Origin of the sequence: Streptomyces sp. KL116D (assembly GCF_030766975.1) — a bacterium.
GTDB lineage: Bacteria > Actinomycetota > Actinomycetes > Streptomycetales > Streptomycetaceae > Streptomyces > Streptomyces longispororuber_A.
This window is the reverse complement of the sequence record NZ_JASERH010000136.1, coordinates 127,959-143,554: the sequence shown is the minus strand read 5'-3', so window position 1 is coordinate 143,554 and position 15,596 is coordinate 127,959. Positions and strand designations below refer to the sequence as shown.

Genomic DNA, 15,596 nt, shown 5'->3' with positions numbered 1-15,596 from the left:
GCCTGGGCGACCTCGGCTGGAGATATCCCGAACTGCAACGGACCCACACCAGCTCCCGACCGCAACTCCCAGCACTCCCGCTCCGCATCCACCCTCATCCATCCACTTCTACGTCCCGTGAACTGCCGCTGGCGCCCCGAAGGACCGGCCGTTCATTCCCCCCTCGCGCGACGTCACAGCCGGATCGCGCCGGTCAGCAGTTCGGTGCGCACAAGCCTGCCCGCTGCGGGCGTCAGGCAGGCGCATGCGGTGGGCCAGGTCACGCGGCAGGCGCTGTTCGAGTCCGCTGCGCCAGGTGACGCCGGGGAAGCAGGCGCGCAGGTGCGCCACGGCGCGGGTTCCCAGACCGCTGTCCTGCAGCGGAGACGTGACCCACAGCTCGGTTATCACCCCGCTCGCACAGGATTCGCATACCTCGTACGTGATCTGACCGACGATGCGGCGGGTGTAGACCAGCAGCAAGCTGTCGGCCTGGGCCACTGGAGCCGGCGCGTGAACGATCCGTACGTCCCGGTAGGCGAGTACCCGTCGGTGCAGCCTTCCGCGCCGAGGCCGCGCTCGGGCGTGTCGAGGCGCTCCACCTGGAGAGTGCGCTCGCGCGAGAGATTCAGGCGCGCTTGCGAGTGTCTCTAACATGGCTAGTGGCTACCCTGGCCGTTTTGAACTATTCAGCACGGCTTGTCTTCGCGCCTCTGCAGCCGACCTGCTTCCGTGGGATCGGAGAGCAGACAGACGGGTGCGACAGCCCAGGCTTTGGCTGTCGGCGCCGCTCCAGCCGACGCCTGGGCCGAGCGTGATGCTGCGCGATGTGTCCGGCACACAGTCCGTGACGCGCACCGAGGTGTCCCGCTGGGAGCGCGGCAAGCGGGTCCCGAGGTGCGGCTGCCATGGCTCGCTGAGCTGCTGCAGGTACCGTTGACGGAGATGGAGCAGACAGCGGCCTGTGCTCGCGGCGATGACTGGGCACGCCTGCCCGGCCCGGCTGCCTTGCTGTCCGCACTCCTGTACGAGCGAAACGTGCTGACGGCCGGTCCGGATCGGCGCCGAGGGGGTTGCCGCGCTCGCCGGGCGGGTCCACGCGCTCAGGCTCGCGGATGACGTCTTGCCGGGTGGCGATCTGATCGGGCCCTCATGCAAAGAGCCGGGCAAGTCCCTGGCGCTGTACTCGGAGTCGAGGTTCACGGAGCACGCGGGTCGCGGGCTCCTCGTGCCGATGGGCGTCCTGGGGCACATTGCGGGATGGATCGTCTCGGACGCCAGCCGCCTGGACGACGCCGAACGGGTGTCGTGCCCGCGGGCTGGGCGCAAGACCTGGTGACGAGGCGGGGGACCGGATGCGGCAACCCGTCGGCGCGTGTCACATCACAGCAGCATCACATCGCCTTCACGAGCTCTTCGCGTCACGGATGATGCATCGTCACCACAGCACATCTCAGGGGGAATCTTGCGCACCCGCATCATCACCGGACTTCTCGCAGGCGGCTTGCTCCTCGGCACCGCCACAGGCTGCAGCAGCAACGCACCCAGACCAGCCGCAGCGCCCGAAGCCAGCAAAAGGCCTGCAGCCTCGCCCGCAGCCAAGACCAAGCCGCGTGGGCCGCTCAAGCTCGGCAAGGGACACCACTGGAGCGACACCGACAACGACGGCAGCCACATCAGCGGCACCACCACTGCTCTGACCTACACACAGCCCGTCAGCGTCGACTTGCCCGCTGAAGCGGCCGACTTCAAGAACCCCACCTGGGCAGTCCTCGAAGTGAAGGTCTGCGCAGACTCCACCAGCACGACGGTCCTCGTCGCCCAGGACCCGTGGGCGCTCGGATTCCCCGACGACACGCGCCTCAACGCGCCACTGCTGTCCGGCGGCGGAGTGCCCAAGCCCGAATATCCCACGGGCGAGGCCGGTCGCGTCATGGCGGGCACCTGCCTGAAAGGCAAGATCACCTTCTCGCTGGAGCACGGCACGCGCCCCGACACGATTGTGTACGCACCTGAAGGCCGTGATCCGGTCGAGTGGGTCATCCCCAAGGTGTAGGGGGCGGCGCCTGTCTCAGGCCGTCCCTTCGGAGAGTTGCCAGCCGGTTGCCGATTGCGTGCCGAGTCCGCCTCAGCGCGTCCCAGTCCTGCGCCGCTGTGCGTCTGCCCGGCGCGATGAGTCGTGCCGGGATCGGACCCCAGACCGCCTCCTGCCACGCCAACCGGCCCTACCTGCGAAAGCGGGGAATCCGGTGCGTGATCCCGGGGCGCGCCGGTCAGGCCGGCAGACGCACACGGCGCGGCAGATCCGATGGCCAGCGCCAGCCCGGCGCCAACGGCCCACCCCCGCGCGGCCCTTTAGGAGGAGCCGCTGCGGCCGCGGTTCAACACGTCGCCTGACACAGGGCCTGTTTGCCTTCGGATCCGCCGGGCAGGCGGATGTCACGTGCTTGGGACAACAGGCGCATCTGCGAGGAGCAGTGTGTCGAGACGTCTGGTCCAGCGCTGCTCGTCGTAGTTCGTTTCCGGCAGCAGCGACAGGAGGACCCTCATGACCACGCGTCACTCGCACGACGACGCCCCCGACACCGCTGCCGCATTCCGGCGGCTGGCCGCGGCACCCACCAGCCGTGAACGGGATGTACTGGTGGAGGAGCTGGCGACGGCGTGGCTGCCCATGGCGCAGCGTCTGGCGCTGAAGTTCCGTGACCGTGGCGAAAGCCTGGACGACCTCAAGCAGGTCGCCGCGGTCGGTCTGGTCAAGGCCATCGAGCGTTATGACCCCGACCAGGGAGTCTTTGAGGCGTACGCGGTTCCGACGATCACCGGCGAGATCAGGCGCCACTTCCGTGACCACGGCTGGGACGTCCGCGTCCCGCGCCGTGTGCAGGAGCTGCGTAACAGGGTCCGCACCGCCCGCCGCGACCTGATGAACGAGCCGGAGCAGGGACACACCGCAGAGCCCGGCCTCACCGAAGTGGCGACCAAGGCTGGCCTCACCGTCGATGAAGTCCGCGAAGGTATGGGAGCGCTGGACAGCTACAAGGCCCTGTCCTTGGACGCTGAGACCGGCCCTGACGACGAGAGCGGGTTCAGTCTTGCCGACCGCCTGGGCACCACCGAGGGCGCCTACGACCTCATCGCCGACCGTGAAGCAGCCAAGGCCGGCCTGCGTGCCCTGCCCGCCCGCGAACGTGAAATCCTCTACCTGCGCTTCTTCGAGGACATGACCCAGGCCCGCATCGCCGAGAAGATCGGTATCTCCCAGATGCACGTCTCCCGGCTCATCACCCGCAGCTGCGCACGCGTCCGCGACCAGGCCCTGGCCGCTGCCGCGTAGGCGCGGCACCCGCCGCCTGCAGCGTCCGCCGGGCGGACGAGCCCGCTCCGCACGGGCGAACAGCGCAGGCATCACCGGCTGAACGGATCAGTGATGGCCGTTCCCCCTGCTGAGGGTCTTCATGAGCGCCTGTGCCATGACCTCCTCGCCTTTCGCGTTGGGGTGGGCCGGGGCGGCGGGAGATGCGGGGCGCAGCGGCTCGATCCACCGGTCGGCGGGGGCCTTGCACATGTCGTGGCCCACCGTCGGCCCGTAGGTGTCCACGTAGTCGGCCCGGTTCAGCAGCGCCACCGCGCGCAGCATCAGGTTGAGGCGCTTGCCCGTGTCGCGCAGGTACGGGAAGTCCTTCGCGGCGAACGGGACGTCGGGGTAGCAGCCGGTGCCGTCGTCGGGAAGGAGGTCCGGGTAGCCGACGAGGACCACGCGCGCGTGGGGTGCCTTGTGGTGTATCTCCCGCAGGACGCGGGCGACCTTGGGCGCTGTCTGGAGGATTCGCTGCGTCAACTGGTCGTGGCCCGAGGCTTTGTAGTGCTGCTGGCAGGGGTTGCCGGAGAGGTCGTTGGCGCTGAGAGCGGCGCAGGTGCTGATGATCGAGCCGAAGCCGATGTCATTGCCGCCGATCTGCAGGGTCACGAGGTCGGTGTCGCGTGTCACCGCGTCCAGTTGGGGTCTGTTGGTGCCCTGCGCCTGCCACATCTCGGCGGTTGTCGCACCGCCGCAGCTCACGTCGGTGAACGAGGTGATGTGGCGCTCGCGCGCGGTGATCGACGGGTAGTTGTGGTCGGAACGGGCACAGTTGGCGTCGACCTGCGTCGGTATCCCGGGGCCGGATGTGTAGGAGTCGCCCAGCGCCACGTAGGCGGTGCGGGCTGTTCCGTGCGTGTGCTCCGTCGTGGCCGAGGCCGTGCCGGTGAAGCCGGCGGTGAGCGCGCAACTGCTCAGCGCGGCCAGCGCGATGGCGGTGCGTCGCTTGGATGCGCTCTCGCCCAGATGCGTCCGATGCGTCATGATGCCCTCCCCTGAACGTCCGGCAGTCCGCGAACGGGCGGCGGCGACCAGGGCGCGCGGGACGTCAGAGGCGCCCGGCCGCTCGGCGGCTCGTGCCCGGCGGACCCAACTTCGCCTGTATACCGGGCAGTAGCCCATGGGGCCAGTGATCGGACGGACTGGGTTCTACAAAGGATTGCGGGCGCCGGGTGGCGACGTCGTGCCCGGTCGTGCGGGCGATGGCGGCAGCCTTGCCGGGACTGCCCTCGGCCACCGGCGCTCACACCACGACGTCAGCAAGAGGCTGGCTTGTCAGGCAGTCGTTCCGAGCCGGTCGAACGCCGCCCTGATCCTCAGGACGGCGCCGGTGGCGCGTCCCGATCGGCGCGTTACTCGCAGCGGATACGGAGTCGCCTGAATTGGAGCCGGGCGAGTCCGCGCTCCACCATCCAACGCGCCTTTCCCAGGTCGGAGGCGTGGGTGATGCCTGCACCCAGGTGCTGCTGTATGGCCGTGCCGTCCGAGGCCGCGACATCCTTCCCACCCGCCTTGCAGGGCAGGCCAGTTCAGATGACCTGCCCCACCTCTGAGGTTCCGGTTGCACTCGAACACCCCTCAGAGTTCGACCAGTCGGCCGCAGCACTGTTGCGGCAGCGCAAGCAGCTGCTGGACAAGTTCGCAGGGGACCGTCCGGCCGGCGACGTTCCTGCCGGTCCGTACGGGTGGACCCACGGCGATTTCCAGTACCGCAACATGCTGTGGCGGAACGGCCGGCTGGCGGCCGTCCTGGACTGGGACCGGCTCGGGGTGCGGCCCTACGCCGAGGAGGTCGCGCGCACCGCGCAGGTCCAGTTCGGTGTTGCGGGTGTCTTTGACTTGGAGCGGGTCCGGGGCGTTCGTCGCGGGTTACCGCAGCGTCGTCAACGTGCCGGTGGAGGCGCTGGACGACGCGGTGCACCGGCTGTGGTGGAAGCGGCTCACCGACTTCTGGCAGCTGCTGTTCCACTACGAGCACGGTGACACCGGGTTCGACGACCTGTTCCTCGACGACGAGGCGCTGCTGCACTGGTGGACGGAGCATATCGATGCCGTTCATGAGGCTATGCGGGGATGATGCCGCAGCCTGCCAGCTCGGGCAGGCACGGCCTGACGTAGCGTCGCGCCTGCTGTGGGGCCTGCCGCCCCGCGAGCACCGCGTCGGTCTGCGAGATAGCGGCGGCCAAGGCGATTGCTGTCACCGATGGCTTCGGTGATGCCCCCGCGGTCCGAGCCGAGAGCGGGTAGCCCATGCAGGGCCGCCTCGATGATGATGCGGGGGAAGGCATTCTCGACCGTGGACGGCACCAACGGCATCTGGTGGACGGCGTACAGCGGCCCATCCTGTACGTGCGGGGAACCCAGATGACAGTGGGATACGGGTGTAGCTCTCCCCGGGGGACGCCTGCGGTTCAGACCGTGAGGTCGTATTCGTGCTGGTCAGAGGTGGAATAGAGCCGTTCGTGCTCGCGGGCGAGATGGAAGGCGAAGTAGGCGTCGAGGTCACCGTTGTCCTTCACCGCCCGGAGTTTGAGAACGGCCTCGGCTCCGCTCAGCCCCCACCTTGCCCCGGTGATCTCCAGACGGTCCCGATGAGATGCCTGCATGCGCTCCCTCGATCGGGCCGGTGACGATCGGTCAGCCCTAGGCCAACGCGGTGTCGTAGCAGAGTTGGTCAAGGTGGCCGTCCAGGTAGCGGACGCAGGTGTCTGCGGCTTCGCGTTTCGCTCCGCGCAGGCCGGCCCGCTCCGCCTGCGCGGTGATCTCCGCGGCGGCGCGGCTGGCCCGGCTGTGGAGGATCGTGGTCAGGTGCCCGGCGACCCAGGCTTCGGCTGCCGGGGTGCCGGGCCGGTGGAGGCTGTGTGCGGCAGCCCAGACGGCCTCGCTGACGTGCATGATGTCGAGCAGGACGTGCACTAGGGTTCCACCACGGCTCTTCTTTCTTGGGTGCTTAGGTCTGGCTGGTTACCTCCGAAGCTAGAGAGAAGAGCCTTTATTGTTCCGGGAGTTCGCCGGCTCCACACCGTCGCCGGGGTGGGCCACCGTGAACCGTCCGGGCTCGTACTCGGTCAGCCGGCCCCGCTCCACCAGCCGTTTCAGCTTCCCCGCATCCCTTCGATCTTTTCGGTCACCGCGGGCAGCCCGATCCGCGGCACGATCTGCTGGGCCTGCATCGGCTTCGCGGCGTCGGTAAGGACCTCATTGATGTCCCGGTAGACGTCCGGCAGCACCGCAGCAGGCAGCCCCGGCGCCAGTGCGGCACTGTGATCGCCCCGACCACCTGCACCCCGGGGTGCACCGGGTTCTCCGGCTCCGCGCCGCCGGCCACCGGTGCGGTCGCTCCGGACCCGCCCAGATCCATGATCACCTCGGCCACCGTCTCCCGGACGATCCGCGGCCGCGACCATGCCTCCCGCTCGTCCTCCAGACGGGCCGTCAGCCGGACGAGCTCCGCTTCGGGCGCCTCCACCCGGCCCGGGCCGCCGCCTCCCGCGTCTCCAAGTCGCCGATCAACGACCCCATCAGCGTCGCCTCCTCCACTCACACGGTAGAGACCCGACCACGCCGCTCCTCATGCGAAGTCGTACGTCAGCCCGCCCGCTCATAGGTAAGGACGGTCTTCGGGTGGTTGCCGATACTGCGTAGGCGCAGCGGGCCGTCCGAGGACATTACGTCGAAGTCGTACTTGAGCTCATCCAGCGGGCAGTTGACGGTCCTGGTGCCCTGATCGAGCTTGAAGTTACTCATGGACAGGTCGTGCTGGTTGATGCCGGCGACAATGGCGCTGCCCTTGCAACGCGGGCCGGTGCGGGTCTCGATGACCACGCGTGCGCGTCTGCCCGGCCCGACCTGGTGGATGGTCAGCTGCTGGCTGCCGTCCGTGGCTCGCCACCGGCCCACGAACCAGGGGTGGATGGGCTTGTACTCCGTGGCCACCTCGGCGAATCCGGAGCCTTTGCGCCAGGTCAGCGTGGTGGTTTGCACCCAGATGGGATGGACGAAGTCCACTCGGGCGCCACCGTCGCGGATGCGGACCTTCGGCCAGACGAGGTTGTTTTTGGTCGGGTCGGTGGTCCAGGAGGAGAGGTCCCCGGTGGCGACAGCCGCAACCACCTCTTGCGGTTCTTCGCCGTCCCTGCAGTACATGCCGAAGCCAGCCGCGAGCCACACGGTGTCCCGGTACGCCTTTGCCCTGATGCCCTGGCACGGTTTGGTGCCGGTCTCATAGACCGTCTTCCGGGCGGACCAGGCGTCGTCAGAGGTGTCGCGATGCTGTGCCTCCAGGCCGCGGCGAGTGAAGCGGAGGGACACCTGCCGGCCGTCGGACAGTTCGAGGACGGTGTGGTCGTCGTCGTGCTCGACGACCCGTGAATCAGGCTTGTCCTCGGGTTCGCGGTGGGACTTCGTGTGCTTCGCGCTGCTGCCGGACGGTCCCTTGTCCGATGGCTCGGCGCAGCCGCCGACGACTGCGCCGAGCATCAGCACCGCTACCGCCCACGCCGCTGCGCTCTTCGTTCTCATGCCGTGTCAGCTCCCCTGTACGCCGTGCCGCGATGCCCGGGCCGGTGGGTGGCACGAACTCGGCGATGCTAGTCGGTGAGCGGCCCGCCCCGCTCGGCCCCCGGCACGGTGCGGCCCCGGCGGTTCCGTCACTCGTGAAGGACGGCGGCGACCGCACCCAGGCCCGGGCCGCCGCCTCCCGCGCCTCCAACTCCCCGATCAACGACCCCATCAGCGTCGCCTCCTCCACCCACACGGTAGAGACCCGACCACGCCGCCATCACCCACAACCACGATCTCCCCAGCTCAAACCATCGGGGCCGCCTCCGGAAGAGAGCTACACCCTTGGGATACCGGCCGAACTCGTGCCCGGTGTCCCACCAGCCCTCGACCATGAAATTTACGGATTTGCGACGCGTTCCAACGTGCCTGCGACTACTGTGAGTTGGACCTGGAAGGGGATGATCTCTTGATGTGTACTGACCCGTGAACCGGTGGCTCGCCGGAGGCCTTCTAAGCGTCCTGGCGAGTCTGATCGCAATCCGCCAAGCATGGGCCCCGCTTGTGGCCGCCGCCTTGTCGAGCGTCATCGTCCTGGTCGTTTTCTGCGGGGTCGCTCTGCCTGCAGTCTGGTCCGCTCGCGACGACCGGCGTAAGGCTGCACTCGCCGTGCTGCGGACGCTGCTCGCGGCGCTGTTCCCCCGAGATGGCGGCCGCCGATGACCATGATTCACAGGGAGCGCAGCCCCCTACGTTGCCCGTGCGGTCTTTGCCGGGATGACGGCGCTCGCCCGGATGCAGTCTGATCCGGGCGGGTCCGTCGCGCCATGGGCTTGGCTGCACACCCTCAAGTACCTCGACCTGGTCGGCTCGTGCCATGGCTTCGGGGCCACCCTGGGCCGCCTGGTCCCCCGGGGGCGCGGGCAGGAGTTCACCGAGGACGAGCGCGAGGACGTACGCCGGCAGATCGGCCGGGTCCGTGCCGCAGCTGACCCGAGTGACGAGTCCCGGTTTCCCGCCCGGCCGGGCGGACTCACCTCAACCGGAGTCGTCGACCCCCAGCAGCGCGGCCAGGCGGCGCCGGTGGCCCTCGACCTGCTGACGCCGTTCGCTATTGTCTTCGGGACGGTCGCGCAGCCAAGCGTCCGAGAGGTCCAGAGCCCGCCGTGTCCGACGCTCGGCCTCGGGTCGCCTCGGTGAGTGCTCCAGCGAGTGCGCCACCTGCACCAGCAGCGGACCGACCGCGGCCTGCCTGTTCGACTGGAGGGCAAGCCAGTCCAACGCGACGTCCAGAACTTGCTCGATCGCTTCCGCGCCCGGGAAATCTCCGCCGGACAGCAGGGCCTGCAGCAGCCTTCCGTTCGCCGCGTCCCGCACGTTCCGCTCGCCGCCTGTCCGAAGCCGTTGCCGTGCGACCTCCGTCGCGCGGCGCCGTACCCGCGGCGAGGAACTGCGGTTGTCGAGCACCTGCGCCAGCAACTTGATCGACCGGTTGTCGTAATCGTTGACGGCGGACCAGTCGACGCAGGCCGTGCACAGCCGGTCCAGGACGGGAGCCTCGAGTTGCTCGGAGCCCTTCAGTAAGTCTTCGAGCGCCGGCTCGGCTCTCTTCGGGTACCTTGCATGCTTCAGCAGGTCACAGGCGCGGGCGACGAAACGGTTCCACTCGGGAGAATGCTCTGCGCAGTGGTTCCGGAGGGCTCTGACGAGACTGGGTTCCTTGCGGTTCTTCTCCGGCACCAGGGCCTTCAGGGACAGCACCCGGACGGACCGCGCCGCCAACTGTGCGCGATCGGCCGAATGCGCAAGGGGGCTGTTCAGCGCTTTGATCAGCATGCCCAGGACGCCGGGGGCTCTGGGGTTCTTGTCCAGGCAGTGAAGCGTCGCGGCCATCGTCCGGGCGGATTCGTCACTGGTGAGATCGGAGCGCCGCAGGAGCGCGGTCAGCGGGTAGGCCAGGTGCGGGCTGTCGGGAGCCGCGGCAAGCTGGACGAACGTCGCGGCCAGCACGCGGACGCGGGTGTCGGTGTCGAGGTTCGTGCGATGCAGCAGCGGCGTCAGGACGGAGCGTGCCACGCTCGGGCCGGGTCGGTCCCGCAGCAGGGCCAGCGCCCGGTCCGCCAGCCACCGCAGCCGCTCCGGGTCCCCGTCCGGCAGTCTGGTGCTCAGGAGTGCCCCGGTCACCTCGCTGACACTCAGCCACGTGGAGCCGTCATCTGCCGCCAGCCAGTCCATGGCCACGACCGCAAGGTGCTGTTGTTCGTCCTCGGTGAGGGCGGCATGGTCGCGAGCACTGGTCTTGGCCGCATTCTTCAGCAGCGGGGGAAGAAGCAGACCCATCTCGACGTGTCGGCCGCCATTCACGTTCAACCAGTTCCACGCCGCCTGCACGGCATGCGGCAGGCCGTCCCGTCCGGGCAGTCCGGGGACGATCAGTTCTCTGAGCAGGTACGCAGCAGCGGGCCGCAGCCCGTAACCGGCCTCATGGTTCAGCCAGGCGAAGGAGTCCCTGACGGCCTGCCCGTACAGGTCTTCGGGCAGATCCCGCAACATACGGTGTCTGCTCAACACGGCTACGAGGGCGAAGGTGGCAGCCGACGGGTCGCCGGGGGCCACCGTGTCGAGGAGGAGACGGGCCGTCCGTTCGAGGTCCGCGCCGGTCAGTTCGGGGTGTTTGAGCAGTGGCCTCGCCACGTAGCCGGCTTGATCTGTCGTGCCGTGACGGTGCAACCAGCGCAACGCCCAGTTCCGGACCTGGTTCATACGCGCGTCGCCGCGCGGCAGGACGTCCAGCCGCGTATCGAGGAGTCGTTGCAGAGGGAAGCTGGCGTCGATCGTGAGCGGGTGCCGCGTGAGCCACTCGTAGGCCTGGTCTGTTGTCCATTCCCGGTTCCCAGGATCGAGGTCGCTTGCTAGGGCCTTGTGGAGAGCGCGTGCGGCGTCGGGCCGTTCACCGTGGATGTAGATCCACTCGGAGAGGTAGCGGTCGCTGTCGGGCAACTGCGATGCCACGGCCAGGATGGTGTTGCGGGCCCTGGCCTTGGCGTAGTGGTCGCGCAGCCACGGCTTTGCGAACTCGCGCAGCACCACCGGGCGCCATGTCTCCCGCAGGAGGAGGGCCCGAAGCTCCCGGCCGTAGCCGTCCTTATCCGCTGCCACGACCAGGCGCTGGACATCGGCACGGTGGGCGACGCACCAGTCGTCCACCACTCGGGTCAGCGCGTCGACCGCCTCTTCGTCCAGCTTGTCACGCAGGCGGTCCACCGCGACGGCGACCCGGGTGAGGGCGGAACCGTTCGCCAGTCCTGAGTTCAGGACCCGGCGCAGGCCGACGCCGTGCACGGACTTCTGGCCCTTCTTGAGCACGGCGAAGCCGAGCAGATGGTCGGCGTAGACGTCGTGCACGGGCTGTAGGACGCCGTTCCGGGAGGCGAGCAGGTTGTCGTCGAGGAGCTTGCCCAAGAGCGTTGCGCCCTCTTCTCGGCGCGGGTCGCGGGGGTCCGGAGCGAAGAAGTCGAGTGCGTCCTTGAGCCGGCAGGGTGAGTGGGCGACGGTCAGAGCCACGGCCGTTGCCGCGCGGTCCGGCACGTCGTCCCCGAGGAGCGGCAGCCCCATGTTGATCAGGATGGCGTTGAGCCATGAGCCGAAGTCGGAGTCGGGAGAAGGCGCGGCTTCCCTGACGTCCTCACCGGCTTGCGCCTTGTGGTTGAGGTGCGTGGCGTAGAACCGGCTGACCTCCGGAGGACCGGCGCAGCGTTCCTTCATGTAGCCGTCGTCCTGCTGATTCACGGCGTCGGATGCGAGGCTCTGCACGATCTGCCGGGTGATGTCCCGGTGGTACTCCGGGTCCTCCCGGACGTGGACGAACGTGAAGGTGTTCCACGGGTCCAGCAGTTGAAGCGCCTCGTCCTCCCGCCGGCTGCGGCGAACGGTCGTCAGTACGGCAAGCCGGACGCCTTTGCCCTCGGCCTCGCTGAATACGTTGCTGTAGGTAGTCGCCGGGTCGGCGATCCAGTCGATCTCGTCGGCGACGACGAGCACCTGGCCCGCCAGGCCCCGGACGCTGTCCCACACATCACGCAGGGGTGCGGACTGGGTCACGTGCACGACCAGCCAGTCCCGGCTCTCCTGAGCCCGCACGGCGACCTCCAGGCACAGCCGTGATTTACCGGCTCCGGCCGCCCCGTCGATGATCAGTCCGGCGGGCAGGCCCGGCCTCTTGGCGAGGTCGGCGAGCCGGGTGAGGATCTCGCCGGGCGAACTGCTGTCGCCGGGATCGACGTACGGGAGCCTCTCCTTGACGAGCGAATGCGACGCCATGTTCCTGACGACGGCATACCAGCTGTGGTGCTGGTGGAGACCGTCGGTCCGGCTCCAGTTGTCGGGCAGTACGAGCAGGGGGCGCGGGTCCACGCGTTCGCGCCTCAGGGCAGCCCGCCACCCCTCGTCGTCGATGCGGTCGAGAGGCGTCACCTCCAGCCTGCCGATCCCCGCCGCCGGCACGTGTTCCTTGACGATGCCGACCAGCAACCCGGTGTCGCTGATCAGCGCCGCCCCGGACATACCCTGCCAGGGACTGGTGCCCGGGTCTGGCGCCGCCAGGACGTCGGGGGCGTCGTCCACGACGACGCGCAGCGTGTCCGGCGACCCGACGTCGCTGGTGAGGATCCGGCAACGGACCGTTGTGCTGCCGCGCCAGATGTCGTCCGGCGCATCAGGGGAGCTTTCGTCGATCACGGCCCAGCCGGGAAAGCCCACCGCGTGGGTGGTCACCTCGGCGTTCCGGGTGCGGTCCACGCGTCCCAGCAGAACCGGGTCAGCGCAATAAGCGGGTGACGTTTCGAGTTGGAGCAGGGCCACGTCCAGATCCGTGTCCTGCCACACCTCCGCCGCCGGTCTGTCGAACTCTTCCCCGCCGAGCCGGACATGCACGGCTTCGCCGCCCGTGAGCACGTGCCTCGCCGTCAGGACGAGCCGCTCCGAGATCCGGTAGCCACTGCCCACGCAGCACTTGTCGTCGGGCAGGCCGACGACCACGCGAGCGACTTGGGCGACATCCACACCGGAGGTCACCGGCACGTCACCTCGGCCGTCGGCTCAGCGTGTCGCCCGCCGAGATCGGCTTGTTGTCAGGGGTCGTTGCGTTCAACTGGAGTTTCAGCGTCTGCACCTCGCTGCGGTCCTCGGTGCGCTGCCCGCCCGCAGAGATCACGTGGACGCGGATACCGCCGTTCACGCCGTGGGACCGGCTCAGCGTCGTCTGGAGTTCCAGTTCGAGCGAGGAGACCGCGAGCCGCACCGGGCCGCCCTCTGCCTCGGCCGCGGCCACCGCTTGCGCGAGCTCGCGTCGTATGGCTCCGAGCGCGACCGCTAGGCCGATGCCCTCGTCCTCGACGTGTTCCGCCACCATCAGGAACTCCCCCCGCCCCACCGTCGGCCCCGCACGCCACGCACGACTCTAGTGTCGCTGTCGACGACATGGCTAGTACTACAACTGGTCATGAAGGAAGCCGAGTTGAAGGGGTCGACTGCTCCAGCCTCGTGCGATTCCTTCTCGACCACGGCGAGACCGGAACCGCGATCCGTGAGCGGGTGGGCCGCGCCGGCGCCCTTGCTGCGCGGGGCCTGCTGGACTACGAGATCACCTCGTCGTGCCGGCCCGCGGCCGACGAGGGGGGAAACCGAAGATCACCGAAGGAGAGGCCCTTGAGAAACACACACCACACCCAGCTGAGGCTCATTCGAGAGGCCGCCGCCGATCTGCGCCGCCCTGGCGAAAGGCCGACCGCGCCCGCCCGACCTACTCCCGCAAGAGTCCGGCGGGGGTTTCGGAACCTCCGCCCGCACCTGCACTGCCCCGCCCGTGCACCAAGACCCTCAACACCCAGACCGGGTGCGTCAGTTGGTTCGCGCAACCGGCATCCCGCCACTCGTCACGGCGCGGGCAAAAGAGTTGGACGACCCGAGACCATAACCGAACGTAATCGCCTCAAAGCTCGCAAAGATTGAATACCAAGCTCAGCGTGCGGAGTTCTTCTGTAGGACCCAGACGTAGTGCCACTTGCCGTGTGTACGTTGAGCCCTGTTCTCGGCGAAGGCCTGGACGGTGGGCCACAGGCCGGTTGCGCCGGCCGCGAGCGTCGCACTGGTCGCGAGGGCTCCTTGGAGCGCCTCAGGGCGGACTGCGGCGAGGATGGCGCTGGTCGTGCCCAACACGGCACCGGATCGGCTGAGGGCCTGGGACCGGGCTGCGTTGCTCATCTCAGCGGTGGCTGCGTGTACTTCGTCACGGATGGAGAGCGCAACCCTCTCCAGGGCCACCTGGGAGTCAACCCCTTCCAGTGCATCGTCGAGTTCGAGGAGCCGGGAGCGCATGAAGTCGCGGAACTGGCGATAGGAGTCGAACTCCTCGCTGGTGACCTGACAAAAGTCGCTGAGGCTGAGCCCGTCGATGCAGGGCAGATCGATCTCCAGGATCGGCCGGACCACGCGGCTTGCAAGGGGCTTGGTCCTCGACAGATCCACGGCCCGCCCGTGTCTGATCACGTAGTCGATAGACCCGTCGTGGAACGAAGGGAGTGGACCTGCCGACCTGTTGGCAGATCGGTCAAGCTGCGAACTAAATCCGTTGGACGGCCCCTCTACGAAGACTGGCGCGTACCAGACAAGCCCCCTGCGCAGCAGAGGTTCGGCTTCAAGGAGCCACCGCCCCAACTCGGCGAGATCCTCGGTCACCATCCCGTATCGCTGTTCAGCGGATTCGCTGAAGTGTATGCCGCCTTCCCCCGGCGCCCCCGGCCCCGGCAGGACCTGGAACGATTGCGTTCTGTAGTGCACACCGAGTTCGTGCACCGTCCCGACGCCGTGATCTGACAACAGCATCGTGTCCGTGACCAGGACAACCCGCTTGGTTACATGCGTGAAGCTCCCCATCTCTGAGGACAGACCGACGTAGTACGGGGAGGTGGAGCTGATCTTCTCGCTCAGGAGAACCTCGTGGCAGGAGTCGAGCGTGCGGCCGTACTTGACGGCAACCTGTGGGAGGGATGCTCTCTCCAGCTTCGTGAGCGAGTCGTAGAACTCGGTCATCCGTTCCGCCACGCCCGGTTCTGCCAGGCCCGCCGCTTCTGCCCCGGTCGCCATCTCCCTCGAAACATAAGCAAATAGTGGCGGGTAGCCGAGCACTCCGTCGAGGGGCACTCGCCAGGGCCGCCCCGGGCCTTCGACGCCGACTTCCCAAGGTCTCAGACCCGTCTTGTTTCGTCCGCCGTGCACGCGACCTGCACAGTGAGGCGGGCCGCTTTGCACGATGAACCAGGCGACTTCGGCAGCCAGCCAGCCAGCCGGCGCCTGGAGCGCGCGCAGGGCGCCGTCCAGGCGATGGCGTCCTGGTGCCGAGTGACGTCGTACGACACTCTGTTCGAGGCCAGAGGTTAAAGAACAAGCTCAGCCTTCTATCAACCAGGGCGGCCCCACCATTGCACGATAGAGGGTCGGGTTTCAGGTCGGCCAGGTCGACGACCTCAAGGCCGGGCATCACGCGGACGAGTTGTGAGACGCGCCATCAGCTCAGCCGCAGATCGTCGTGCGGAAGGGGAGTGTCGTTGGCAGACCGCGGACTCAGTCTGCTCGTACGGGACGCCGATCGGGTCTTGCAGGCGGTTTGCACCGAACCAGGAGCGCAGCTTGGTCCACGCAGACCAGACGGGCTTGACTCTCTGCAGACCCCCAGGTGGGTGCCTCCCGCCGGGGAAGG

The 15,596-nt window shown here is 68.3% G+C and carries 12 protein-coding genes and 3 pseudogenes; 6 read left to right on the top strand and 9 right to left on the bottom strand.

Annotated features, from left to right (window positions below; genetic code table 11):
* Nucleotides 1–108: 108 nt before the first annotated feature.
* On the bottom strand, nt 109–462 hold the full coding sequence (locus RBJ77_RS49210; protein ID WP_372350916.1) for an N-acetyltransferase: 354 nt from the start codon (nt 460–462) through the stop codon (nt 109–111).
* Nucleotides 463–1,444: 982 nt separating this feature from the next.
* Between RBJ77_RS49210 and RBJ77_RS49205 the strand changes: the two genes are divergently transcribed.
* Together RBJ77_RS49205 and RBJ77_RS49200 are read left to right on the top strand one after the other, a co-directional pair.
* Nucleotides 1,445–2,035 (top strand): hypothetical protein, encoded by a 591-nt coding sequence (locus RBJ77_RS49205; protein ID WP_372350915.1) that lies wholly within the window; start codon nt 1,445–1,447, stop codon nt 2,033–2,035.
* Between the two features lie 492 nt (nt 2,036–2,527).
* A complete protein-coding gene (locus RBJ77_RS49200; RefSeq protein WP_372350914.1) occupies nt 2,528–3,316 on the top strand; it encodes a SigB/SigF/SigG family RNA polymerase sigma factor in 789 nt (262 codons plus the stop codon).
* An 87-nt stretch (nt 3,317–3,403) separates the two neighbouring features.
* Here RBJ77_RS49200 and RBJ77_RS49195 read toward each other — a convergent pair whose 3' ends face one another.
* Complete coding sequence (locus RBJ77_RS49195; RefSeq protein WP_372350913.1) at nt 3,404–4,324, bottom strand: SGNH/GDSL hydrolase family protein; 921 nt, start codon at nt 4,322–4,324, stop codon at nt 3,404–3,406.
* A gap of 462 nt (nt 4,325–4,786) precedes the next feature.
* Here RBJ77_RS49195 and RBJ77_RS49190 point away from each other — a divergent pair.
* Together RBJ77_RS49190 and RBJ77_RS49185 are read left to right on the top strand one after the other, a co-directional pair.
* A pseudogene (locus RBJ77_RS49190) lies at nt 4,787–5,131 on the top strand (phosphotransferase); the annotation flags it as partial.
* Between the two features lie 37 nt (nt 5,132–5,168).
* Nucleotides 5,169–5,417: a hypothetical protein gene (locus RBJ77_RS49185; protein ID WP_372351580.1), complete on the top strand. Its 249-nt coding sequence runs from the start codon at nt 5,169–5,171 to the stop codon at nt 5,415–5,417.
* A gap of 334 nt (nt 5,418–5,751) precedes the next feature.
* On the opposite strand, the gene RBJ77_RS49180 is transcribed toward RBJ77_RS49185, so the two are convergent.
* The 4 genes from RBJ77_RS49180 to RBJ77_RS49165 all read right to left on the bottom strand — a co-directional run bounded on the left by RBJ77_RS49180 (nt 5,752) and on the right by RBJ77_RS49165 (nt 7,861).
* Nucleotides 5,752–5,946 (bottom strand): hypothetical protein, encoded by a 195-nt coding sequence (locus tag RBJ77_RS49180; protein WP_372350912.1) that lies wholly within the window; start codon nt 5,944–5,946, stop codon nt 5,752–5,754.
* Between the two features lie 37 nt (nt 5,947–5,983).
* On the bottom strand, nt 5,984–6,256 hold the full coding sequence (locus tag RBJ77_RS49175) for a hypothetical protein (RefSeq protein WP_372350911.1): 273 nt from the start codon (nt 6,254–6,256) through the stop codon (nt 5,984–5,986).
* A 179-nt stretch (nt 6,257–6,435) separates the two neighbouring features.
* Nucleotides 6,436–6,570, bottom strand: coding sequence for a hypothetical protein (locus RBJ77_RS49170; RefSeq protein WP_372350910.1), 135 nt, complete (start codon nt 6,568–6,570; stop codon nt 6,436–6,438).
* Nucleotides 6,571–6,928: 358 nt separating this feature from the next.
* Complete coding sequence (locus RBJ77_RS49165; RefSeq protein ID WP_372350909.1) at nt 6,929–7,861, bottom strand: hypothetical protein; 933 nt, start codon at nt 7,859–7,861, stop codon at nt 6,929–6,931.
* A gap of 756 nt (nt 7,862–8,617) precedes the next feature.
* Between RBJ77_RS49165 and RBJ77_RS49160 the strand changes: the two are divergent.
* Nucleotides 8,618–8,821 (top strand): annotated as a pseudogene (locus RBJ77_RS49160) (DUF6192 family protein); the annotation flags it as partial.
* Between the two features lie 57 nt (nt 8,822–8,878).
* Here the strand turns inward: RBJ77_RS49160 and RBJ77_RS49155 are convergent.
* Together RBJ77_RS49155 and RBJ77_RS49150 are read right to left on the bottom strand one after the other, a co-directional pair.
* The gene (locus RBJ77_RS49155; RefSeq protein ID WP_372350908.1) at nt 8,879–12,913 is read right to left on the bottom strand and encodes a serine protease; all 4,035 of its coding nucleotides are present in this window, start codon (nt 12,911–12,913) and stop codon (nt 8,879–8,881) included.
* A 7-nt stretch (nt 12,914–12,920) separates the two neighbouring features.
* Entirely contained in the window at nt 12,921–13,250 is a 330-nt protein-coding gene (locus RBJ77_RS49150; protein WP_372350907.1) for a trypco2 family protein, read from the bottom strand.
* A 311-nt stretch (nt 13,251–13,561) separates the two neighbouring features.
* Between RBJ77_RS49150 and RBJ77_RS49145 the strand changes: the two are divergent.
* Nucleotides 13,562–13,849, top strand: a pseudogene (locus tag RBJ77_RS49145) (transposase); the annotation flags it as partial.
* Nucleotides 13,850–13,858: 9 nt separating this feature from the next.
* On the opposite strand, the gene RBJ77_RS49140 reads toward RBJ77_RS49145, so the two are convergent.
* The gene (locus tag RBJ77_RS49140; protein WP_372350906.1) at nt 13,859–14,929 is read right to left on the bottom strand and encodes a hypothetical protein; all 1,071 of its coding nucleotides are present in this window, start codon (nt 14,927–14,929) and stop codon (nt 13,859–13,861) included.
* Nucleotides 14,930–15,596: the final 667 nt, after the last annotated feature.